This window comes from Gracilimonas tropica DSM 19535, from assembly GCF_000375425.1.
GTDB lineage: Bacteria > Bacteroidota > Rhodothermia > Balneolales > Balneolaceae > Gracilimonas > Gracilimonas tropica.
On record NZ_AQXG01000002.1, the window covers coordinates 372,072 to 395,497 of the forward strand.

25 protein-coding genes are annotated in these 23,426 nt (G+C 42.3%); 12 read left to right on the plus strand and 13 right to left on the minus strand.

Annotated elements, in window-relative coordinates; translation table 11 throughout:
- The first annotated feature begins 47 nt into the window (after window positions 1-47).
- From B151_RS0105235 to B151_RS0105245, 3 genes are all read left to right on the plus strand, one after another.
- Window positions 48-1,814 carry a DUF2207 domain-containing protein gene (locus tag B151_RS0105235; RefSeq protein ID WP_020402559.1) on the plus strand — a complete coding sequence of 589 codons (1,767 nt, stop codon included), beginning with the start codon at window positions 48-50 and terminating at the stop codon, window positions 1,812-1,814.
- Window positions 1,815-1,919: 105 nt separating this feature from the next.
- Window positions 1,920-2,816 (plus strand): DUF4382 domain-containing protein, encoded by an 897-nt coding sequence (locus B151_RS18045; RefSeq protein WP_020402560.1) that lies wholly within the window; start codon window positions 1,920-1,922, stop codon window positions 2,814-2,816.
- A 131-nt stretch (window positions 2,817-2,947) separates the two neighbouring features.
- Complete coding sequence (locus B151_RS0105245) at window positions 2,948-4,120, plus strand: DUF3095 family protein (protein ID WP_245550364.1); 1,173 nt, start codon at window positions 2,948-2,950, stop codon at window positions 4,118-4,120.
- A 23-nt stretch (window positions 4,121-4,143) separates the two neighbouring features.
- Here B151_RS0105245 and B151_RS0105250 read toward each other — a convergent pair whose 3' ends face one another.
- A complete protein-coding gene (locus tag B151_RS0105250) occupies window positions 4,144-5,193 on the minus strand; it encodes an LLM class flavin-dependent oxidoreductase (protein ID WP_020402562.1) in 1,050 nt (349 codons plus the stop codon).
- Between the two features lie 110 nt (window positions 5,194-5,303).
- Between B151_RS0105250 and B151_RS0105255 the strand changes: the two genes are divergently transcribed.
- On the plus strand, window positions 5,304-5,660 hold the full coding sequence (locus B151_RS0105255; RefSeq protein ID WP_026166500.1) for a DUF488 domain-containing protein: 357 nt from the start codon (window positions 5,304-5,306) through the stop codon (window positions 5,658-5,660).
- On the opposite strand, the gene B151_RS0105260 is transcribed toward B151_RS0105255, so the two are convergent.
- From B151_RS0105260 to B151_RS0105280, 5 genes are all read right to left on the minus strand, one after another.
- Complete coding sequence (locus B151_RS0105260) at window positions 5,655-6,917, minus strand: alginate export family protein (protein WP_020402564.1); 1,263 nt, start codon at window positions 6,915-6,917, stop codon at window positions 5,655-5,657. The two genes, B151_RS0105255 and B151_RS0105260, sit on opposite strands and share 6 nt — an antisense overlap.
- Window positions 6,918-6,925: 8 nt before the next feature.
- Complete coding sequence (locus B151_RS19410) at window positions 6,926-7,396, minus strand: cupredoxin domain-containing protein (RefSeq protein ID WP_020402565.1); 471 nt, start codon at window positions 7,394-7,396, stop codon at window positions 6,926-6,928.
- A gap of 2 nt (window positions 7,397-7,398) precedes the next feature.
- Entirely contained in the window at window positions 7,399-8,019 is a 621-nt protein-coding gene (locus B151_RS19415) for an SCO family protein (RefSeq protein ID WP_020402566.1), read from the minus strand.
- Window positions 8,016-8,828, minus strand: a complete 813-nt coding sequence (locus B151_RS0105275) for a formylglycine-generating enzyme family protein (protein ID WP_083909867.1) — start codon at window positions 8,826-8,828, stop codon at window positions 8,016-8,018. Before B151_RS0105275 ends, B151_RS19415 begins: the two co-directional genes overlap by 4 nt.
- 140 nt (window positions 8,829-8,968) lie before the next feature.
- Window positions 8,969-10,102, minus strand: coding sequence for a multicopper oxidase domain-containing protein (locus tag B151_RS0105280; protein ID WP_020402568.1), 1,134 nt, complete (start codon window positions 10,100-10,102; stop codon window positions 8,969-8,971).
- A 219-nt stretch (window positions 10,103-10,321) separates the two neighbouring features.
- On the opposite strand from B151_RS0105280, the gene B151_RS0105285 reads away from it, so the two are divergent.
- Window positions 10,322-10,945, plus strand: coding sequence for an ABC transporter ATP-binding protein (locus B151_RS0105285; protein ID WP_026166501.1), 624 nt, complete (start codon window positions 10,322-10,324; stop codon window positions 10,943-10,945).
- Between the two features lie 196 nt (window positions 10,946-11,141).
- The gene (locus B151_RS0105290; protein ID WP_020402570.1) at window positions 11,142-11,933 is read left to right on the plus strand and encodes an ABC transporter permease; all 792 of its coding nucleotides are present in this window, start codon (window positions 11,142-11,144) and stop codon (window positions 11,931-11,933) included.
- A gap of 27 nt (window positions 11,934-11,960) precedes the next feature.
- Here B151_RS0105290 and B151_RS18060 read toward each other — a convergent pair whose 3' ends face one another.
- From B151_RS18060 to B151_RS0105325, 7 genes are all read right to left on the minus strand, one after another.
- Window positions 11,961-13,121 carry an NAD(P)/FAD-dependent oxidoreductase gene (locus B151_RS18060; protein ID WP_051069719.1) on the minus strand — a complete coding sequence of 387 codons (1,161 nt, stop codon included), beginning with the start codon at window positions 13,119-13,121 and terminating at the stop codon, window positions 11,961-11,963.
- A 21-nt stretch (window positions 13,122-13,142) separates the two neighbouring features.
- The gene (locus tag B151_RS0105300; RefSeq protein ID WP_211207823.1) at window positions 13,143-13,772 is read right to left on the minus strand and encodes an ArsR/SmtB family transcription factor; all 630 of its coding nucleotides are present in this window, start codon (window positions 13,770-13,772) and stop codon (window positions 13,143-13,145) included.
- Between the two features lie 328 nt (window positions 13,773-14,100).
- Entirely contained in the window at window positions 14,101-15,546 is a 1,446-nt protein-coding gene (locus tag B151_RS0105305; RefSeq protein ID WP_020402573.1) for a pyridoxal phosphate-dependent decarboxylase family protein, read from the minus strand.
- A 71-nt stretch (window positions 15,547-15,617) separates the two neighbouring features.
- Window positions 15,618-16,382: a DUF2249 domain-containing protein gene (locus B151_RS0105310; RefSeq protein WP_020402574.1), complete on the minus strand. Its 765-nt coding sequence runs from the start codon at window positions 16,380-16,382 to the stop codon at window positions 15,618-15,620.
- A gap of 321 nt (window positions 16,383-16,703) precedes the next feature.
- Entirely contained in the window at window positions 16,704-17,648 is a 945-nt protein-coding gene (gene nadA / locus B151_RS0105315; RefSeq protein ID WP_020402575.1) for a quinolinate synthase NadA, read from the minus strand.
- A 333-nt stretch (window positions 17,649-17,981) separates the two neighbouring features.
- Complete coding sequence (locus B151_RS0105320; RefSeq protein ID WP_020402576.1) at window positions 17,982-18,605, minus strand: helix-turn-helix transcriptional regulator; 624 nt, start codon at window positions 18,603-18,605, stop codon at window positions 17,982-17,984.
- Window positions 18,599-19,354 carry a hemerythrin domain-containing protein gene (locus B151_RS0105325; RefSeq protein WP_020402577.1) on the minus strand — a complete coding sequence of 252 codons (756 nt, stop codon included), beginning with the start codon at window positions 19,352-19,354 and terminating at the stop codon, window positions 18,599-18,601. Before B151_RS0105325 ends, B151_RS0105320 begins: the two co-directional genes overlap by 7 nt.
- A gap of 144 nt (window positions 19,355-19,498) precedes the next feature.
- Between B151_RS0105325 and B151_RS18065 the strand changes: the two genes are divergently transcribed.
- The 6 genes from B151_RS18065 (at window position 19,499) to B151_RS0105355 (ending at window position 23,411) form a co-directional block, all read left to right on the plus strand.
- Window positions 19,499-20,509: a COX15/CtaA family protein gene (locus tag B151_RS18065; RefSeq protein WP_020402578.1), complete on the plus strand. Its 1,011-nt coding sequence runs from the start codon at window positions 19,499-19,501 to the stop codon at window positions 20,507-20,509.
- A 97-nt stretch (window positions 20,510-20,606) separates the two neighbouring features.
- Window positions 20,607-20,945: a DUF3470 domain-containing protein gene (locus tag B151_RS0105335; protein WP_026166503.1), complete on the plus strand. Its 339-nt coding sequence runs from the start codon at window positions 20,607-20,609 to the stop codon at window positions 20,943-20,945.
- A gap of 233 nt (window positions 20,946-21,178) precedes the next feature.
- Window positions 21,179-21,421: a DUF2249 domain-containing protein gene (locus B151_RS0105340; RefSeq protein WP_020402580.1), complete on the plus strand. Its 243-nt coding sequence runs from the start codon at window positions 21,179-21,181 to the stop codon at window positions 21,419-21,421.
- Between the two features lie 6 nt (window positions 21,422-21,427).
- On the plus strand, window positions 21,428-21,754 hold the full coding sequence (locus tag B151_RS18070; protein WP_020402581.1) for a metal-sulfur cluster assembly factor: 327 nt from the start codon (window positions 21,428-21,430) through the stop codon (window positions 21,752-21,754).
- 2 nt (window positions 21,755-21,756) lie between these two features.
- Window positions 21,757-22,869: a hypothetical protein gene (locus B151_RS18075; RefSeq protein ID WP_020402582.1), complete on the plus strand. Its 1,113-nt coding sequence runs from the start codon at window positions 21,757-21,759 to the stop codon at window positions 22,867-22,869.
- 50 nt (window positions 22,870-22,919) lie between these two features.
- Window positions 22,920-23,411 carry a DUF4149 domain-containing protein gene (locus B151_RS0105355; protein WP_020402583.1) on the plus strand — a complete coding sequence of 164 codons (492 nt, stop codon included), beginning with the start codon at window positions 22,920-22,922 and terminating at the stop codon, window positions 23,409-23,411.
- Window positions 23,412-23,426 lie beyond the last annotated feature (15 nt).

Consider the following 23,426-nt stretch of genomic DNA (forward strand, 5'->3'; position numbering starts at 1 on the left):
TTTTTCCGTAATTAGGTGCAACAGGGCATTAATTATCGGAACAATAAATGAAATTTCTACAAATTGTCATCTTCCAATGTATTCTCACATTGGGACTTTTTATACTCACCCCCGAAGCTTTAGCTAAAGACTATTCCATACCAACTATTCAAGTTGAAGTCCAGGTAAATACAGATGGGACCATCACTGTCTCAGAACACCGTACTTACATTTTTGAGGGCTCCTACTCATGGGCCAATTATCGCCTCCCCAAAAAAGGATTCTCCGGCATTCGTGATATCCGTATTTCGGATAGTGAAACCGACTTTGTGAACCTGAATTCCGAAGAACCCCAAACATTCTTGGTAGAAGAATCTGATGAAGTTTTCAACATCAAATGGTTTTTTGATGCAGAAGATGAATCACGAACTTTTACCGTAACCTACACTCTTGAAGGCGCTCTCACGATCGGGCCACAGTGGAGTGAGTTTTTCTGGAACTACGCCGCATCGGGTAGAGAAAAATCCACTGATCTCCTGGAAATTTTGCTTGAACTCCCAAATGCAGTGGCTGATACCTCTTTGCACAGCTGGGTGAGGGAACCGGCCTGGGCTATTACCTCAAATATAATCGATAATGGTTTTCGGTATAAGGGGATGGATATAAGCAGAAATCAAGCCGTTCGCATACGAACGGTATTTCCTACTGCTGTCTTAGATCGGGAAAGTGTACAGATCACAGATCCTGACTTTTCTTTGGAAATGGCAGCACAGGAAGAATTACAACTAAGACAAGAACGAATTGAGGCCGCAAAGAACGAAGAAAGAAACAAAGCATTAGCTACTGAATTGAGCATTATTTTGGCTGGATTAAGCATCATTGCATTTCTCTATTTCTATAGGAAATTTGGAACCCGCCATAAAGTCTCACTATCCGTAAACAATAGTATTATGCTGCCCGGTCGTCAAAAACCGGCTGCTATTGGTTGGTTGCTTATGAACCGAACGGTAGGTTCAAACTTGATCTTTGCTACTTTGTTGGATCTGGCAAGGCGTAACTACTTTTCCATCAAAGAGAATGAACCTGAAGAAAAAGGTTGGTTAAGCTCCAAAACCTCATATTTCACGGTTCATCCAAAAGAGAAACCTATAGAACCGGGTATCCCTGCCTACGAAAAAAGTTTGTTGGCTTTTGTAAACGAACAGGTAGAAAAAGAAGGAAATAAAATGGAAGAGATCTTCAATTTTGGAAAATCTGGAGGCAGCAAATGGTTTTATAAGTGGAAAGGCGAACTTGAGGAATATTGCAAGTCACAGGAATGGATCGATCCAAAAAGTTATACGGGGTTAACCTGGAACATTGTGGTTCAAAGCATCTTACTGATAGGGGCGGTGGTCGGTATATTTTTATTGCACCCGCTCATGTTCATAGGGATGGGAGTCACTTTCATATCATTGATCTTATCTTTGACTATTGTTCGAAGAACCCCGAAAGGTGAAGAACTCTATCGCCGCTGGAAAAACTATACCAAGGCGCTTCAAAATGCACATGAATACTCCATTTCTGAAGATTACCTTGGGCTACATTTCATTTATGCCATAGCTTTTGGAATGGGTAAAAAACCTGTAGAAACTATGTTTGAACAACACCCGGGAGCCGCTGCTGCTATTTATTGGATCGTCATTTTGCCGGGCATGAACTCTTCTCCTGCAAACATAGCAAGTTCATTCAGTAATTTAGCGGCTACAGGCTCTGCCTCTGCTGGAGGCGGAAGTTTCGGAGGCGGTACCTCTGCTGGAGTTGCCGGAGGCGGAGCTTCAGGTGGTGCAGGATGATATAAATCAGGCTTTAAAGTATTTAAAGGTATCTCTTTTAATAAACATTAAAATCCTGCCTGAAAAGAAACATTCTCCGTGCGTCATTGTTTAAAGGATTGAAATATGAATCAATCCAAAATAACCATGAGTTTTATAATGAGTATTAAGCGATTTTTCTCTTTTGCACTGCTATTGATTGCAGGAACCATCATTGCCGCCTGTAGTACCAACAGCAATTCCGGCAAAGGAACCTTGAAAATTGGGTTGACTGATGCCCCCGCCAACTTCGAAGAAGTTAATATTGAAGTGCGTCAAGTATTAGTCAACAGAGATGCAGATGCCGAAGAACCCGACAATGACACCGATGGCGATTCCGAAAGCGACGACAGTGATAGTGAGGATGACAACGGATGGTATTCCATCATGGATGATTCCATTACCGTTAACTTACTTGACTATCAAAACGGAGCTGTATTAGACTTAGGTGAAATCGAACTCGAGTCCGGTATGTATAATCAAATCCGTTTAGTTTTAGGAGACAATAATACTGTTGTTGTAGACGGAGAAACTTTCAATCTCACCACTCCAAGCGCACAGCAGTCCGGATACAAGCTAAATGTTAATGCAGAAGTTGAAGAAGATCAGGTATATAATCTTGTGATCGACTTTGATGCATCTCAATCCATTACGGTTACAGGCAACGGTAAGTATATCCTGAAGCCGGTCTTAAGAACCGTTAGCGTTGAAGAGCAAGCCAGTATTTCCGGTAATGTACTTCCTATTGAAGCTGAACCTTTTGTGTATGCCATAGCAGGTGAGGACACCGTTGGGACACAACCAGATGATAATGGTGACTTCAGACTCATCGGATTAGAAGAAGGCACGTATAATGTTTGGTTTAATCCTACAAATGAGTCTTATGCTGATTCTTTAGTTGAAGGCATTGAACTTGAGGATGGCGAACAATACGAGTTCAAAGAAAGTATTCAACTTGTAGACACCACCGCCATCATTCAATAACCTATCTGAATAAAATCTTTAAGCCTGTTTCCGTAGAGGAAACAGGCTTTTTTATTTCCTGAACTTATTGAACAAGGCTTCCCTCATTATTTTCTATATTTTGGGGAGAATCAGAAAAATATGGAGCCGTTATCTCTACCCATTCCAAAAAGTTTTATGAAAGCTTAAAGGTACTTCCCTCCTTTCGGGAGGTTTCTAATCATGAGCTTTACACCCCCTTACCGGATGATTGGTTTGTAGCATTGGCAGACATCAGAGGATCTACAGATGCCATAAGACTTGGGAAGTATAAAGAAGTAAATATGGCAGGGGCTTCCATCATTGCAGCGCTCAATAACTTTTATGAAGGAGAAAACCTGCTACCTTATCTTTTTGGAGGCGATGGTTCATTGATCGCCTTGCCCAACGAAAATATCGGGAAAGTGAAAGGTATTATGGCCTTTTGCAGAAGAGCAGTTAAAGATGCTTATGGTCTGGAAATGGCCGTAGGCTTGATATCCATGAAAGAGCTCAGAGATAAAGGCCATGATATTAGCGTAGCCAGATTGCAGCTTTCAGATGTGATAGACCAAACTATTTTTTGGGGATCTGGGGTCACCTTTGCAGAGAATTATATTAAAGAAAACGACACCTTAAAAGACATCCATCCCGTAGAGGCAGATTTTTCAGGCTTGGAATGCCGGTGGAGTCAGGTACCCAGCGATAAAGACGAAGTTTCTGCCTATATCATCCAGGCTTTTGGGCGTGATGAAGAAGAAAGTGTAGAAATTTACGAAGAATGTTTTCGCAGAATTGAGTCAATTTATGGTTCTGATGAATCCTTCCACCCTATCCGTGAACATGCACTTCAAATGACTGCCAACCCTCTTTTACTTGGAGTTGAATGGAAACTTCGAACACAACCCCCAACCATCTTAAAGAAAATAAAACACGCAGCCATGATGGTCTTCCAGCTGGTGACCGGTATTTATCTTATGCGTTTCAAAAAGAAAACTTCAGCAACAAATTGGGGAGATTACAAATCGGATCTGGTGCGTCATGCTGATTACAAGAAATTCGGAGACGGACTTCGTTTTGTCGCTACCGGAACTATACAGCAACGTATGGATCTCACAGCTTTCCTGGATGATATGTACCGGCAAAAGAAACTGGCTTATGGCGTTCACCCCTCCTTTGCAGCCATGGTCACGTGCTATGTGAGAAACCATCAAAGTAACCATATACACTTTGTAGATGGAACCGATGGCGGATATGCGAAGGCCTCACAGGAATTAAAAAACCGCCGGAGCCAATTAGAAATTTAATTACAAACCATTCGAAACCTAATTCAAGCGCCTGAGCGGACCGTTTCTGTCCCTAATTTTTCTCGAATAACAGGAGCTACTTCTTTCGCAAACAGCTCTATAGACCGAAGCAGTTGATCATGCGGAACACTTCCTACACTCATTTGAAGCAGAAACCGATCATGCCCAAATATCTCATGCTGATACATGATCTTATCAATAATATCCTGCGGACTTCCCACTGCATTTGCTCCTTTTAAAGTGATGGAAGCATCAAACTGTTGGCGACTCATGGGCGGCCAACCTCGCTCCTTTCCTATTTTATCCATTTGTGTTTTGAATGCTGGAAAAGCTATTTCTGCAGCTTCTTGAGTGGTCTCGGCAATAAATCCATGAGAGTTGATGCTGACTCGCTGCTCAGGCTGATCATAATCGGCAGCACCTCGTTTGTGAATATCCACCATTTGTTTGAATTGCGCCGGCTGACCTCCAATGATGGCAATCGCCATTGGCATACCCATTGCACCGGCTTCATAAGCTGATTTCGGCGTTCCTCCCACCGCTCTCCAAACCGGCAGTTTTTTCTGAAAAGGTCTCGGGTACACGCCTCTGTTATTTATAGACGGATGATGTTTCCCTTCCCAACTCACCTTCTCATTTTCTCTGATTTTTATCAGCAACTGGAGTTTTTCTAAAAAAAGTTCTTCATAGTCTTTAAGATCATAGCCAAACAAAGGAAACGACTCCACAAAGGAACCACGCCCCACCATAATTTCGGCCCGTCCTTTCGAAAGCAAATCAATGGTTGAAAACTGCTGATACACCCGCACCGGATCTTCCGATCCTAAAACCGTAACCGCAGAACTCAGCTTGATGTTATTGGTTCGAGCCGCGGCCGCTGCCAGCAATGTTGCCGGCGAAGACGAGACATATTCTTCCCGATGATGCTCACCGATCGCAAAAACATCGAGTTCCAACTCGTCAGCCAGCTCAATTTCTTCCATCAACTGCCCCAACCGTTTTGACGGATGCTGTAGCTTATCTTCTCCCTGAATGGGCGTATTCTCTACAAAAGTATAAATTCCTAATTGCATTACGATAAAAAATGATTTATTTGTTTAACATTAAACTAATCATTTTTTGATTGAATTATCTTAGATTAATGATCGATTTCACTGATACATCCTATAAGACAAAATTGAAAATGCTTAAAACCAAACGCGTTTACGAAGAAGCTTCCGAAGAAGACGGCTACAGAATCCTAACCGAACGACTGTGGCCGAGAGGCGTTTCAAAAGAACGGGCTGCTTTGGATGAGTGGATGAAGTCAATCGCACCAAGCCATGAATTACGAAAATGGTTCGACCATGATCCTGATAAGTGGGACGAATTCAAGGAGCGCTACCGGAAAGAATTATTTGGCTCGGAAGCGGTAAATGAAATGCTGGAGATCATTAAAAAGCATGATACCGTTACCCTTGTCTATGCCTCCAAAGATGAGGAGCATAACAGCACTGTGCTACTAAAAGAATTTTTAGCCGATTTACTGGCCTCGTCATAATAATTTGGGGTTTATCACAAGCATGACCCACCCCCACTGCTGAAGTCCATTTGCAACTCTATTTTGAATAGATTCAAGGCTCTGTTTGTCAAAGAGAAGCGAATAACCGGCTTGAATTCTGACTTCGTTCGATAATTTGTAGCTTGCGGAAAAATCAATTTCTGAAGCAAGCGCCCGTTTCAATGAACCTGCAGTATTCATTGGATCCTGGATCTTATTAACTAATGAAAAATGATGATATACCGCATTAAGGTTTAGGTTCGTTGATCTGCTATAATTTATCCCCATGTAAATATCCTGAAGGCCACCATTTTGCGTTTCATTCGGAATATCCAGGAAATAATCCATATTTCCATAGAACTTATGATTGGTTGCATAAAGAGTATTAAACGTATTTTGATCAGGATTACTGTCACCGGCTTTCCCTCCTGATAGATAATCAATACCTCCTGTAAACAAAACCGATTTTACCCGGTAGTTAACTTTCAAAGCAGCCATATAAGCTGAAATATCCTTGCGGGTGGCATCGTCTCCGTTTTGGAGATAGAAAGTTCCGGCTGCATTTAAATTTTCCGTAGCATTCAAAGTAATGTGTGTACCATAAGTATATCTGTAATTGATAATGCCCGGTTGAACCTCGAATCCATCCGTAAGCACCAATCCAGAGATGTTAACTTTCCCCAACTCCTTATGAACCCACACATAGGAAAGTATTTTGTAATTATTCAGTGAGTATTGATTTCCCTGCAGATTTTCTGCCTCTTGGTTATAAGCTGCTCCCACATCAAATTTAAATTTTGAGGCAGGGTCATCGTATTTAAATACCAAAGCATCATGACTCCGTGCTTGCTGAACCCAATTTACACTTCCAAGTAAGCGTTGATCATCGTAAACCAATTCTTGCCGGCCTATTTTCAATCCTATTTTATCAGAAGGGTACAGTTGTGCCCATGCTTCATGAATATTGACGTTAGGAGTGTCACCCAATTGTACTACTTCACCCCATGTTCTAATATCCTGGGCAGAAATTTTCAGATCATACAAATCTTGCTTGAATAGTAAACTCAGGCGCGTTCTTTGGGATGTAAAAAAAGCCGGATCACTTTGTTGGGTATTTAAAATGCGGTACCCATCACGAAACTCTGTTCTCGGGCGGAACTCGCCGGTCATGCTCACCTGAGAAAAGCCAAGAACAGGAAGAAAGGTTAAAAACAATGTAACAATGATTATGTAGTTCAGCTCTTTTCTCGAAGTCATGATCTTATCTAATTATGGTTAATAAATTGTTGGTAGGCTTTATTGAGCACATTTGAGACTGCTTTCGGAAGCAGGTTGTCTTCATAATTTGGTGCCCTACGATGAGTTCCTGCCAGAATACGCCCCGCATGCCCCATACGTTCATGGGGAAGGCAAAAGTAGTCGTATACTCCAACCTGATCTAATTTAAGGAACCAGGTATCACCTGCAGTTAGCATACCTGAATCGAAAGAATCCGCTTTTTCAGGTATTCTTAAAGGACGTCGGTTGGCGGGATGATAAGCAGTAACCGTATGCACTCCTTCCATTACTTTGAATTTGATGACATCCCCTGCATTGATCTGTAAGATCACCGGTTCAAACCGAGCGTCTGAACCGGTGCCTTTTACTAACACTTCCAACGTATCAGAGGGGGTTGCCGAAGCAGTTACCATGGTCAGCAACACAATGAAAAATGATATGTACCAACCGCTTCTCATGATTAGTTAAGTTCGGTAAGCATATTTGTAATCAGTTCTGCGGCCTCACTCACAGGTTGATTTAATCCTTCCACGCGCTTGGCGATCTTTCCTTCAATATCTAACACAGTAATGAGGTTGGAATGGGCAAAATTTCCATCACCGGTCTTTTGATATTTTACTCCCAACAAGGTAGCCAACATTCGAATATCGGTGTGCTTACCGGTTACAAAATGCCATTTAGGAAGATCGAGTTGTTCGTATTCGGCATAATTCTTCAGTACTTCCGGAGTATCGTTTTCAGTATCAAAAGAAACGGCCAATACATTGGTTTTGGCTTGAGCCGAATTATCCAAACTGCTGTACAACCGCCAGGCATCCTGAATTAGGATGGGACAGACTTGTGTACAATTTCCGTAGAACATCACAATTATCACCGGCTCACCTTTAAAATCATCAAGACTCAGAGCTGCTTTTCTGTGATCTACAAATTCTGCATCTAAGTGATAGAGTGAATGATCCGGATGAATATCTCCTGCTTTCAATGCTTCCTGCTGATGCCCCATATGACCACCATGCTGAGCCATTGCGTTCTGAGAAAACATTGCCATCAATAATCCTGATAAAATAATGAGCGTCTTCATAAACTTTCTCCTTGTTGTGATTCCGGAGTTGGAGCCGGAGTGTTGTAGGCACATCGGAAACCAACCATTCCGGTCGTAATTTTTGCATTAAAACTCATCCTGGTGATGTATCGAATAGAAGCGGCATAACTGTACACGCTACCCAGCGTGTTCATTCTGCCTACAGTGCCGCAGTCCAGAGAAAGGTCTTCAGCGATCAGGGGTTTAAAATCATCCACCCATTCCATAATGAGGCCAAACTGATCTTCTACACCATATTCATTTTCTATTTCTGATGACCCAACGGCCCCAAGATTGTTTGCATCGATACCTGAATACCAATTGATCAATTTTGCACTGAATGCGTTGGCTTCCTTCTCGTTTTCAAAATCTATCAGTTGCGCTGAGTATTCCCACTCATTGAGTGTTGGAAGCCGGCCTCCCCGGGCTGCACAAAACGCATTGGCTGCATACCATGACACCCTGGTTACCGGACGATCTTTCCCTAAATTCTCATATCCCGGATCCAGATCAGATTTCCATTGCTTCAAATAACCTGCATTGGTAAAAATGGAAGGAATTTCAGATCGGCGCCATTCGGGATTTTCTTCCAGGAAGCTTACAAATTCCTCATTAGTGACGGCAGTTTTATCCAGGTAAAAAGAATCTACCTGAATGGGCTCGCCCGGAACTTCGGGCAAGACGGAATGAAAAGATCCCGCCGGAACAAATACACGAACCGTTTGTGATGACGCAATCTCAGGCATGAAGGCTACCATCACAAAGATCATTACACAGGTCAATGCAAATATGTTCTTTTGGGATCTCATCGTTTTATTCTTTCATTTTTAAACTCATTCCCAAGCTTCGGCCAGGAAATGCAGTCCCGAAAATTTTTGGCTTTCGGGACTGAAAATTCAGATCAAAATGTCAGTATAAATAGGCGGACAAACTGCCCGCACTGTCTTTATTATTTCTTGCGTGGACCAGCTTTCAGCGTACCGGTTGCTCCTTTTTCAGCATCTACAAACTCGTGGTCGATAAGGATGTATTTACCCTCTTCAGGCACAATCATATCGATAGTTGCAGAACTTGAAGCACCAAGTAGTACTGTTTGCATACCACGCATTTCATTGAAAGGATGACCTTCTAACCAAACACGGTCAAAGATACCGCCGATTACGTGGAAACTTGAGGTTCCGCTCGGTCCGTTATTACTTACATGAAAACGTACACGCTCACCGGCATTTGCTTTCAATGGTTGGTCATGGAGAATTGTTTGGTGTCCGTTAAATACCACATGTGAAGGATTATTATTGGAAGCAGCCTCAAAATCATAGGTATAAAGATCGCCGGCACCTTTTGTGAGATAATATTCACTTTGTACGATCACATATTCACGATCTACTTCATATCCGGTTTTATATCCTTCTTTAGGAGATACAACAACCACACCATGCTGACCCATCGAGGTATGCATCAACACACTCGGAGTTCCACAATGGTATATATATGAGCCGGGATAGTTGGCAATAAAATCAAATTTTATGGTTTCACCAGGACCAACGGTTCTCCATTTATCATCTTTGGCTACGGTTCCGGCATGGAAGTCCATAGAGTGTGGCATTGGCATAATACCCGGTTTATTTTTTTGATAAGGATTATTCGCTACCTGGTTCATAAATGGAGATCCGCCTTTGCTTGGCTCAGTAATGGTAACTTCTTCATCAGATCGGTTTTTCATGATAAAAGTAATTCGATCCCCTTCTCTAACGTGTAGTACCGGACCGGGTACTGTTCCTCCAAACGTCCATGCCTGGTAACGGACGCCTTCTGCTACTTCAATTTCCTGTACAACAATATCAATTCGTACTTCATGATGCTTATTGCCTTCATAATTCAAAGGAGCAAGATTAGGAAGTTGCGTTAAATGCTCGCCTACAACAGTTGGGCCGTCATAGTCTTCCGTATAAATTTGAGCTTCCGGCATTCCGAAGGTTTTACCGTCTAATTTGAACTCTTTGGTTTGAGCCGATACAACCGAACTCATGCCAATTAAAATCATTCCGGCTATAAGAGTGATCTTTGAGATTGCGCTTTTCATAGTATTGGGTTTTAGTAGTTATTAGTTTTAAGACTATTTTATCTTAAATAAGATCAAAAAGCTTTCATATCGCTTTTGATTTAATGTTAAGACCCTATTATGAATTTAAGATGAAGATGTCTTAAATATATTCTTGGTAATTTTTATCCAGTCTTCTGTCCACTCTCGTTTCCATAAAATTCATTATACTCGATGCGAACGTTTTCATCCGAAAGATCTATGAGTTCACAGCTGTTCAGTATTCAAAACATCCATTTTAGATATGATGAAGAATCTGTTTTTCAGGATTTCTCCTTAGCCATCAATCAGGGTGAAAAAGTAGCTATCAAAGGAGCGTCCGGTTCCGGAAAAACTACTTTATTTAGGCTTTTACTGGGATTTGAGCATCCCGAAAAGGGAGAAATCTTTTACCATGGAGCGCCTTATTCCTCAAAAAATATTCACAAACTGAGAAAAGAGGTTACATGGCTGCCTCAGGATCTGAACTTGGGATCTGGCAATACATCAGAGTTAGCAGATTTCATTTTTGAATTTCATCATAATAAAGAATCAAAGCCTCAAAAGACTAAAATTGTAGAAACATTGCAGAAATTGAACTTGAGTGAAGAAATTCTGGAAAGCACTTTTAGTAATCTTTCCACCGGACAGCGACAGCGAGTGGGATTGGCGATCTGTTATTTACTTGGGAGAAAAATAATGTTTTTAGACGAACCCACCTCCGCCCTGGATGAACGATCCAAGCAAAAGGTCTCAGATCTGATCATGAAAGAAGATCTCACCGTGATATCCACTTCCCATGATCCATGGTGGGTAGAAAGGTGTGATCGTGTGATTGAATTATGAATAAATAGTATGTTCGGAATTTAAAAGTTTATTCTTGTACAACCTTTTTAATCTCGCTGATTTTCGGAGTCACGCAGAAAAAATCAGCGTAACTCAGCGATTTCATCTTCGCAACTTTTCGTGAAATACACCACCGCAACGCTTGCAGGTCTTTTCGGACGCTTCGAGATTGCTGCTTAATTAATTGAAAAAAATTATGGACATTATCGATCTTAGCTGGTGGCAACTTGGAATCGGGTTCTTGATCCTGATCATTCCCGCATGGATTCTATGGCGGTACAAAACCGGACTCAACAAAAAGCTGGGAATTGCCACCGTTCGGATGACCTTGCAACTTCTGTTTGTGGGATATTACCTGGAATATCTTTTCGAGCTGGATAATGCCTGGCTGAATGCCGCATGGATCATGGTCATGGTGTTAGTCGCCGATTTTGCTACCATCGATCGAAGTGAACTGAACCGTAAGAAATCACTGCTGATCCCTATTTTTGCAGCCACTTTCTTTGGCATCATTGTGATAGACCTGTTTTTTTTGGAAGCCGTTATTCAACTCCCAACTTTTCTATCGGCACAGTATACCATCCCGATTACAGGAATGGTGTTAGGGAATTGTTTGCGCAGCAATGTGATCGGGATCAACGCCTTTTATTATAGCCTGCATGAGCATCAGGAGCGGTATCGATTTTACCTGTGCTGCGGGGCGACAAGAAACGAGGCGGTCTTTCCCTTTTTCAGAGATGCTTTGAAGAAATCCGCGAACCCCACTTTAGCTTCTATGGCCACCATTGGACTGGTATCTCTGCCCGGAATGATGACCGGTCAAATTTTAAGTGGAAGTTCCCCCCTTATTGCCATTAAATACCAGATCATGATCATGCTGGCGATCTTTTCAGGGACGGTACTTTCGGTCTATCTCGGGATCAAACTCAGCAACCGGTTTGTCTTTTTTGAGAATGATGTGCTGGATGAATCTATATTTGTGGATTAACTCCAAATCATACAATACATGGATGGTCTAACTAAAGTTCTTAAGAAACCAGGACTTTTCCCGGATCACTTTTTCCCAGTAACGCAGTGCATTTGATTGATACAGATCTATATCGGAATGATAAAAATCACCTCCGATCTTAGAGGCACCGTTCCCCCCTTGATCCATCATATACTTTCCTTCTCCCTTAAAAGACTTGTTTGGTTCTTTTCCGGCTAATTTCCGGGCAATATTATTTGCTATCACTTCGGCCTGATGCTGTGCAAAGATACCAGCTTTTGGTAAAACCTTGCCTTTTTCACTTAGTACATGAGCAATATCTCCAAGTGCAAATACACCATCAAACCGGCTTTGTAGTGAGGCCCTAACCACTTCTATCCATCCTGAATCTCCCGAAAGTTCCGCTTCCTTTATCACCTGTGGACATTCATGATTTGGCGTGAATGCCATCAAATCGAATTTATTAAATGAGCTTTCACCGGTTGAATTTTTAAATTCCAATTCCTTTCCATCTATTGATATGAGCCGATGGTTGGGCTTATACTGAATCCCCTTTGATGCCATGATTTTCTCTACCTGACCCGATATTTCATCGCTGGCGTAAGGCATTGGTCTTTCTTCCGGTGAATACAAGAAAATTTCCGTTTTATCCTCCAGCCCCTGTTCTCGGATATAATTTTCAATGAGCATAGCCGCTTCGTAAGGTGCAACCGGTGATTTATATGGAACACTGGAGATCACAATACCGATCTTTCCCCCTTCAAAATCCTGTAATCTATCGTAAAAGGATGAAGCGCCTTCCAACGTATAAAAATTATGTCCAATTTTGGTTAAGCCAAATGAATCTGATTGTGCCATTCCTAAAGAAATAACAAGATAATCACCCACATAAGATCTGCCATTACTGATCACTTCTTTCTTTTGAGGGTCAATCTTTTCTATCTCTCCAAAAACAACCTCCACTCCATTCAGCTCAACAGCTTCCGTATTTCTGATAATTTGTTCGGGCTCTCTTTCTCCAACCATCACCCATGTTAATGAAGGGTAATAAAGATTTTGCTTCTCCCTTTCAAATATGAGAATTTTCGCCAAATTGATGCCATCCTCGTTGCCGATCTTTCGACTTAGTTCTTTTGCAACAGTGATTCCACCAATGCCTCCACCCAAAACTAAAATCCTTTTTTCCATAATATTATTCATTTGATGTTCTCATGTCTGTTTAATTTCCACAGGTAATCCTTTCGCCTCCCAATCAGGATAGCCATTCTCCAACCGCAAGGCTTTATAGCCCATTTCGGTCAGCTTGGAAACCGCTTCATCTGCCATCAAGCAAAGCGGACCCCTGCAGTATGCTACAATATTAGTCTCTTTTGATAACGAACCGGCGTGCTGCTTCAGAGTTTTCTGTGGCATCGAAATAGCATCCCTGATGTGGCCTTGTTCATATTCTGCTTCAGGTCGCACATCTATAAGGATCACTTCTTTCTTCTTCATTTTTTTGATCAGATCTTCCGTCGAGATGATCTCCAAACTTTGCTTCTGATCTCTGAAGTCATCCAGCATTTTTGACAACACTTTGTTCTGACTCAACCCAAACTTTCTGAGCTTACACCAGGCATCATAAGAATCTTTGCCGGACAGCCTGTAATACTGATATTTCCCCTTCCGCTCGGTAGTTACCAGTCCCGACTTCTTTAGCACCTGTAAATGCTGAGAAACATTCGCTACCGGTTGATTGGTATGCTCTGCTATGTATTCAACGGGTACCGCTCCCTGCGCAAGCAGATCTAAAATCTCCAGACGGTTTGGATTAGACAAAGCCTTGGTAACCTTTGCCATCTGTTTATACAATTTAGTCTTGAAATCTCGGGTCTTCATGGTTTATATCTCCTATTAAAGAATACGGAGTCCGAAGTTTTCATTCAATAATTTTATTGAATGAAAACTTCTGAATATTATTTTCCTTAATTGTAAAAGAAACAATGTTATATACTGAATCGAAATCACCGTCATCTATAATTTTCAGAATATATGCTACAATACAGGGTATTCTTTTTGAGCAAAGAAACTATATGGATAATGCTTCTTGTAGCATCCGCTTCCATACCTTCATGCATCCCCGCTAACAAGATTTCGATTCTTGTTTGTTGACCGAAAGAATATTTTTTTAACCGATCTGGTCTATTTTTTCTTTTAACACAGAAAAGAAAAGCTCGATCTCCTCAAGATGACTCCGCACGGAAAGCACGGCAAAACGAAAACGGAATTCACCCTCTATGCGGGTTGTGGATAGAAATACACGGCCATCTTCAATCATTGCCTGGTGAAGTTTTTGATTGAGTTTATCCAGATCAGCATTAATTTTTGGTGCCCAACGGAAGGTGAAAACCGTTAACTCCGGTTCGGGGCCTACCTCAATATCTTCCATCTCACTTAAACGCTCCCAGGCATATTGAGTCAGCAGCAGTTTTTCCTCTAATGCACTCCGAAAAGCTTGCACACCATGGAGTTTCAACGGCATCCACATGCGAAGGCCTCGAAAATGTTTGCTGAGCTCGGGCGAAATTTCAGCCGGAGAATACATTCCGGCCTCTACTTTGGTGTCCTGCATGTAATTAGCCTCATAATGATGGGCATTGGCCAATATCTCAGCGTTCTTCACTACCAAAGCTCCTGTTCCGTAGGGCAAGAACAACCCTTTATGAGGATCGAGCACCACGGAGTCGGCCCGATCAATTCCTTTCAGTTTTTGTTTTCCTTCTTTTGTTAAGAGAAAAAATCCGCCATAAGCAGCATCAATGTGGTACCAAAGGTGTTGTTCTTTGGCCGATTCACCAATTTCATCAAGCCGATCGATAGCCCCGGTATCAGTGGTTCCGGCTGAGGCAATGATCATCCAGGGAATAAGTTTCTCTTCACGATCTTTTTGGATGGATTTCTTTAATTCATGCACATCCATTTTGAAATGATCGTCCATGGGGATATACCGTTTCACACAATCTCCCATACCCGAAATATTCAAGGCTTTATCCACGCAGTGATGGGTCTGCTTGGTGAGATAAACCACGGCTTTGGAATAATCTGAAGAATGTAATCCGGCATGCTCGCGCGCCGTCACAACCGCCGTAAGATTGGCAATGCTGCCTCCGGATGAGAGAAATCCCCCGGCTTTTTTATCAAAGCCGATCAGTCCGGCCATCCAGTTTACCAGCCGCGTTTCTAATACCACCGCTCCCGGGGAGGAAAAATACACCCCTACATAGCGATTGGTCAAAGCCGATAAATAATCGCCCACCGCACTGCTAAAGATTCCGCCGCCGGGAATGTATCCAAAATGCGCTCCTGAAGCGGGATTGAGTCCCGGAGGCACAATATCCTGCTGAATAGCCTCGATCACCGTGTTCAATTCTGAAGGTTCTTCCCTAAGCGGATCTTCCAAAAGCTGGTGAACATGATCATGATCAAAGGTTTGATATGCTTTTTGATCCGACAGAGAATCCATAAACTTTTCCCCATAGTTCAACGACCTCTCCATCAATTCAGCTCTTTGTTCTTTATTTGGTTCCAGTGATCTTGATTGTTTCTGAAGTATTCGTATGCGTGATTTAGGCATCAATTCTGATCTTGAACATTTGTCGTTAGAATTTGGAGATCATTTCACATAAAGTTACTAACTATTCTCCGCTAATTCTCTTCCTCATCAGGGATCAGCTTCATCACTTTCACCTTCCACTCTTCCGGCATTACCTCCAGATATTCCCAGTTGAACGCAACATCATTTTCTGCTTCCATCTGGTAGTAAAGTGGTTTCGGGTCGTGATCGTTAATGAACACAAAGGCCTCGCCTGGATTCAGATCATCGAAAGCTTCGAAAACCATGTAGTGTCGCTTAGCCGGTGGAAATGGTCGTACATCAAATTTATTAACTACGGTGATGTCGGTGGTGTCTACATCGTTTGCTGCGTGCTTTTGTACGTGGATGATGTATTCGCCTTGTTCTTTTTTCTTGTATTCCCAGCTATGCTCTCCTTCAAACTTCTTTTGGAAGATGTGATGAATTTCTTCCGGTTCTTCAGCCGCGCGGATTTCCATTACATCCCCTGGCAACATCATTCCATAGCGATGAAAAATGGTGTACTTCCAATCTTTCTTCTCAGCTTTGCGCAAATCGATCAGCGTCGAAACTCCATTACTTTTACTGCCTTCTGAAGCTTCCGTTCGGGTTACGCGCACTTTCCATTCTTCGGGATCGCGCAGCAGATATTCCCAGCCAACCACATCTCCAAAAATAGAGCGAAATTCGTAGTACAGTGGCTTGGGATCATGATCGTTAATAAAAACAAAACATTCTCCAGTTGGTAGATCTTTGAATAGCTTCAACAGTTTTTCATGCCGTTTGATGGGAATGAGAGTTCTGACATCCAGTTCTTGTTCGGTTATTTGAGACATTTTTGTCTTATTTAAGGTTATAAAAATAGCTGTAAGCTGTCAGGCATCAGCTTTTTGGTAACAATCGGAAGGAACGCGGATAACACCGATCCGGCTGATGGTCGCTGATTTATATTGATAGAAGTCATTCGAAAACAAAGTACTCGCTCCTACGCTCTGCGTTGGAGCGTAATAGAGGCACTGGGCATTCTATAACAATGTTGGTTCCAACGCGGACCGTGTGGAACCAAAAATCTTTTAAAACCTATCCGCACAATCCGTGTTATCTGTGTTCTATTTCTGCATTCAAATACATAAAAGCTTACAGCTGATTACCTAAACTCATCCAATTGCAAGCATGCGCTCTATCGGTTTTATAGCCCGCTGAGCCAGCTCTTCCGGCACCTTCACTTCAAATTGATCATATTCCAAAGCTTCATACACTTTTTGCAGATTGATCTTCTTCATAAATTCACACACCGATTCTTCATTGGCCGGAATGAATCTCTTTGTTGGATTTTCCTTTTTCATTCGATGCAAAATGCCAGTTTCGGTAGCTACCACAAATTCTTCGGCTTCCGATTTCTTCACAAAATCAATCATACCGCCGGTAGAATAAATGTGAGCATCTTTACAATCATGGTAAAAGGCAGAATTCAGCATACAACTAGTTGAGCAGCCACATTCGGGGTGAATGAGAATTTCGGCTTCGGGATGCTCCTTTTGCTTCTCACCCAAATTCAAATCCCCGATCTTTTCATGTACATGGCAGGCTCCATCCCAAATATGCATATTCTCCCGGCCGGTCATTAGTTCAATGTAACTGCCCAAAAATTTATCGGGACCAAATAGAATTTCTTTGTCTTTAGGAATGGAATTGATGACGTCCAACGCATTGGAAGACGTGCAGCAATAGTCAGTTTCGGCTTTCACTTCCGCGGTAGTGTTTACGTACATTACCACCACTGCTCCGGGATGGGCAGCCTTCCATGCGCAGAGCTGCTCTGCTGTAATCGTATCAGCGAGTGAGCATCCGGCTTCGAGATCTGGAATCAGCACTTTTTTATCCGGAGAAATGACCGAGGCCGTTTCAGCCATAAAATGCACTCCGCAAAACACAATGATCTCAGCATCTGTTTGAGCTGCTTTACGAGCCAGTCCCAGCGAATCACCAATATAATCTGCAATATCCTGCACTTCCGGAATTTGATAATTGTGCGCCAAAATAATGGCATTCTTCTGCTCTCTGAGTTCGTTAATGCGAAGTACCAGTTCCTCGTTTGTCATGTTTATTAATTCATTAAATACAATTTGTTGTCAATAAGAAACTCGATTGGAACGCGGATAACAATGATCGTGCAGATCTACACTGATTCACACACGAACTCGCTCCTACGCTCTGCGTTGGAGCGTAATAGTGGCAAATGGTATTCTCCATCAATGTTGGTTCCAACGCAGAGCGTGTGGAACCAGAAAAAAAAGCTGCAAAGCATGTAAAAGCAGAGAAGTCATTCAAAACTTTCCATGCTCATCCGCCCAATCTGCGTCATCCGTGTCTGTCCCGTAAAAATTGTCGGGGTTCAATTCCTTAATTCTATCATGCAAAAAGCTAACGGCTATTCACCCCACACAATACGTACAGGCAAAATCGCCTTCGGCTATGTATGTGGTACGTTCTACTTTTTTTCCGAATACTTTCTCGTAGAATTCTTCTTCCAGTTTGCACGGCAGCTTAGTCACTTTAATGATCTCACGAAACGGACAATTACATTCTTTCATCATTAGCTTTCCTGAATCAGAATCGTGCCCAATTTCAGCCATAAATCCTTCCTCATCCAGCATTCTTCGGGTGACCCGCGCTTTGTCTTCCTCTGAATCCGCCGACTCCTCTTCCAGCATCATCTCCAGTTTTTGGTAGCGCCGGTTCCAAAATTTTTGAAAAAAATCCTCCAGTATTCTGTGCTCTCCTTCCGTCTGCAAAAAGCGAATAAACTCCCGCATCATCTCCGGCTCATATGAAGGATACATTCCATTGCCTTTCTTGGTAAGACGAAAACTAAGGCTGGGGCGTCCGCGTCCAGATCGTTCATAGCTTCGTTCAATGTAGCCGTCTTCTTCTAGTTGTGTGAAGTGTTCACGCACGGTCGTCTTAGCCAAATCCATTTTCTCTACCGACTCATCAATGGTTATTTGACCCTGATGTTTGATGAGGTCTAACAATTCTTTCTTAGGTCCGGTTAGCATGCTGGGGCGTTTTGTAAATTTCTTAATTTCGACCTAAGCCGATAAAGTACATATTGTTCTTCCAGAAAATGATGCTTTTCTAAGTCTTCATCTAACTTTTGGAGATTTGAATAAAGTAAACGGAACGTAGTGCAAGCTTCTTTTGGCGGGGTAAACTTTTTTGTCAGATCTCTTAAACGCCCCATTAAATACGCAATTTCTTTCTGATCTTTTTCTACCAAATCAACCTGTTTCTTCAACGATTGTACCGTTCCGTGTTTAATGTCTCCATTCATCCCAAAAAAACGAAGTGTCATTGGAAAAAACTTATTCTCTTCAAATTTAATATGCATTTCAAGTTTTCCTTTAAGCTTTTCCACATACCATTTTACCTGATTTAATTCAGAATATTGCGTCCCATGCACATCCCAGGCTCTTTCCCCATAGTAATTTATATCGCGAAGCAGTGACCGCGTATAATTATGATGTTCCTCCTCCAAATAGTGGATGACAAGCTCTGGAGACCAATTAAAAATGCCTTCCGGATAATTTAAAAAACGCCCCATTTTAAACCGTCTGATCTCCTTCACCACTTCATCTTCATTCTTTTGTTGAGCCGTACAAACTTCCATCAGGGTTTTGTCTTCATTTCCTTGTATCGAAATTCCGAGACTCTCCAGTAATTCAGAGGACCGTCCATTCTCTTGCAAAAAATCAGAAATAGTAAGGTTTAGTAATACAGATGGCTTCTTCTCTGCCAAGTTCATCATTGCTTCATCTCGTGGTTTTAAATTTCAAATCTATGATAGGCAAAGTATTTTCATTAATCAATAAAATCGGTTTAAATAGTTTTTAATTTTGATACTATTTTTAGCCTTTTATACTTTCAGCCTGAATTCAATCTTTTCTACCTAATGACTTCTACTCAAAAAAAACATGTGCAATATTGGCTGTGGTCCGGCATCATTATGATCAGTTTAATGATCCTGATAGGCGGAATTACCCGGCTGACCGATTCCGGACTTTCCATGAGCGACTGGAACCTGGTTATGGGCTCAGTGCCTCCACTGAATGATCACGAATGGCAACAAACTTTTGAAAGGTACAAGCAATTTCCTCAGTACCAACAGCTGAATGCGGGCATGAGCCTTGACGAATTCAAAAGCATCTTCTTTTGGGAATATCTGCACCGACTTATTGGCCGATTAATTGGGATCGTCTTTATTATTCCTTTTGGATATTTTTGGAAGAAAGGGTATTTCAACTCCGATTTTTTAAAGCGGATGTTTATCCTGATGGGGCTTGGCGCCTTGCAAGGAACAATGGGCTGGATTATGGTAAAAAGTGGATTGGTGGATATCCCCTATGTCAGCCACTACCGGCTTGCAATGCACTTTATGCTGGCTTTTATACTGATTGGATTTTGTTTGTGGTATACCCTTGATCTTAGAAAAAAAACCATTCAAATATTCCAGGAATCCAGCTTAAAAAGGTGGCTTTATATTGCCGGGTTTCTATTCATCATTCAGCTTATTTATGGTGCTTTTACCGCCGGTCTTGATGCCGGTTACCTTTACAACACGTTCCCTAAAATGGCTGGACAATGGATCCCTCCCACCTTTTCCGCACTCGATCCTTTTTTGATCAACCTGGTCGAAAATCCAGGTACAGTTCAATGGATCCACAGAGTAAATGGCACTCTTCTATTACTTGCCGTGATCGTGTTTTGGTGGAAGGCTGCAGTAAAACAATCAAACATTTGGTTGCGTACAATGAGCAGCACTCTGCTTACCATCATTCTACTGCAATATCTTGTTGGCGTGCTTACTCTAATTTATAGTGTACCTATTTTGCTGGGTATAATTCACCAGGGAATAGCAATTTTATTTTGGATCATCTTCTTGAGTATTGTTCATCGATTATAATATTAAAATCTATTTTAACCGTTTTTAATATTGACACTTTCTATTCCACTCTCTAACTTTGAGAAAGGCAAACCAATAAAGTTTAAACCATTTTAATATGGCGTATGTAGTCACTGAAAATTGTATCAATTGCAAGCACACGAACTGTGCGGCTGTTTGTCCGGTGGATGCTTTCCGCGAAGGCCCTAATTTCCTGGCAATCGATCCTCTTGAATGCATTGATTGTGATGCCTGTGTTTCAGAGTGCCCGGTGGAAGCCATTTATCCGGATGATGAAGTGCCTATGAAATGGGAGCATTATATAGCACTTAATGAAGAGCTTTCCGAGCAATGGTCCGACCGAATTATCAACGAAATGAAAGATCCGCTGCCTGAAGCAGAATCCTGGGCCGACAAATTCCCCAAACTCGATGAGTTGATCAAAATCTGGAGTTAGTGTCTCGATCAACTATTTATCTCAAAAAAACTAAGAAATAGAACACAAATGACACGGATTTGGCGGATAAAAACGGAAGAATGTAGCCTGGTTCCACACGCTTCGCGGTGGAACCTTCATTGTTAGGTTTGCCACTATTACGCTCCAACTCAGAGTGTAGAAGCGAGGTAAAAATCTGACGCCTGATAGCTAAAACCTGTAAGCTAAAATTTTTAACCATAAATAGGACAAAAATGTCTGATACAGAGCACGAATTAGATGTGAGGGTTATCCCTCCTCCTCAGAAACATCCAACTATTTTTAAAACCTTCGAGAACCTTAGCGAAAATGAGGCTTTCATCCTGGTTAACGATCATGACCCCAAGCCGTTGCGTTATCAGATGTCAGCCATGTTGGGAGATGATGTATTTCACTGGGAGTATCTTGAAGAAGGGCCCGAGGTTTGGAAAGTGCGAATTGGTAAAATTGCGGAGTGATTTGGCTTGAGTTCCGTAACCGATCAACGACGCCGGATAGCCCGGAAATTAAAAGAGGTGATAGATCCTGAATTAGGAGTAAACATCGTGGATCTTGGATTGGTATATAATATCCTCATCGAGGATAGACACGTCATCATAGTATATACCACCACCACTCCGGGCTGTCCTATGCGTCGTTATCTTCAACAGCAGATCCAGCAGGCGCTTACCGAAATCGAAGGCATTGAATCTACTGAAAGCAAGTTGGTGATGAAGCCTGAATGGACGGTAGATATGATTGTCCCGAATGTTGAATTCTTTGCTTTTCCGCCACCCCAACTCAATAAATAGCGATGCAAGTTTTCCAATTTTCAAACAAAATGCTGGCAGGGTTTTTAGCTTTTGCGGGTTTAGGATTACTCTCAGGCTTATATGCTGCGTTGACCCGACTTGGTTTTTTGACTGAGGTTCCATTAGCCATTCCGGGCGGACTCCACGGCCCTCTCATGATCAACGCTTTTCTGGGGACACTTATCAGCCTGGAACGGGCAGCCGCTTTGGAAAAACGATGGACGCTCTCCGGTCCTTTTTTAATGGGCGCTTCTGTCATCTTCATGTTATTCGTGAACATTCAGTACGGCAGCTGGTTATTTACAGCCGGTTCTTTTTTTGTCTCCCTCACACTGTTACACATCTGTTTCATTCAGCCAAAGATCTATCACTACATCATGGCTTTAGGAGGTACGTCTCTATTCACAGGAAATCTCTTATTCACATTGGGAGCACCGGTTTTTGAGATCGTTATTTGGTGGATGGGTTTTCCGGTACTCACTATTTTTGGTGAAAGACTGGAACTGAATCGTATTATGCGTCCGCCCAAAAAAGCTCAACGGACTTTTGCAGGCCTCATCTCGATCTGGGTTTTGGGAACCATTTTGATGCACTTCACCCGAACACACGGCTGGCATCTGGTAATGATCTCCACTTTAGCCACAGCCCTGTGGCTCATCAAATACGACATTGCCCGCAAAACCATCAAATCCGCGCAATGGACAAAATACAGTGCCTGGTGCCTGCTTAGCGGGTATGGCTGGCTGGTTTTGACCGGAATTTTTGGATTGATCTACGGACTTTCCACCGCCGGTCCAATTTACGATGCATTACTTCACATGGTTTTTGTGGGATTCGTATTCAGCATGATCTTTGCGCACGCCTCGGTTATCATCCCTTCGCTTTCAGGGAGAATCATTCCCTGGAACCGATATTTCTATCTGCCCTTGTTTCTGCTTCATGGTTCACTCATCATCCGCATAACCGGAGATTTCCTGGGGTATTATTCCGTGCGCGCTACCGGGTCGTGGATCAATGTACTCGCTATTTTAATGTTTTTAGGTGGGGTTTTGGTGCAAATCCTTAGGAATACCCAAAAGGAATACCGACCATTTGCCCGGGACAGGCGTGGATAACACAGATGCTGCGGATAATCACTGATTTAACAATGTAACTTTATATATCCATGTACTACCTCTCCCTCTACGTTCACATTTTGTCCGCTATTTTTTGGATTGGCGGGATGTTGTTTACCGTGGCTGTGTTGGTTCCTGTTTCACAGCATAAAATTATTGAGCCGAATCGGGGCACGTTCTTTAAGATCATAGGAGAGAAATTCAGTCGTATTTCTTGGTTACTGTTTTTGATCCTCATCATCACCGGCATTACCAACCTGACCACCCGCGGATTTGAGCTAAGTTTATTCCTGGATCCCAATTTCTGGCAAACCGGTTTTGGCTATTATCTCGGCATCAAACTGATGATCTTTGGCATTGTACTCATCATCAGCGGATTGCATGATTTTTACTTTGGCCCGAAAGCCGCCCGACTTATTAATTCCGATCCCGGTTCACCCCAAACCCAAACCTTCCGGAAAATTTCGAGCTGGCTGGGTCGCATGAATTTGCTCTTTGGGTTGATGATTGTATACTATGCTATGCGAGTGGTACGCGGTTAACCAATCAACAGAATT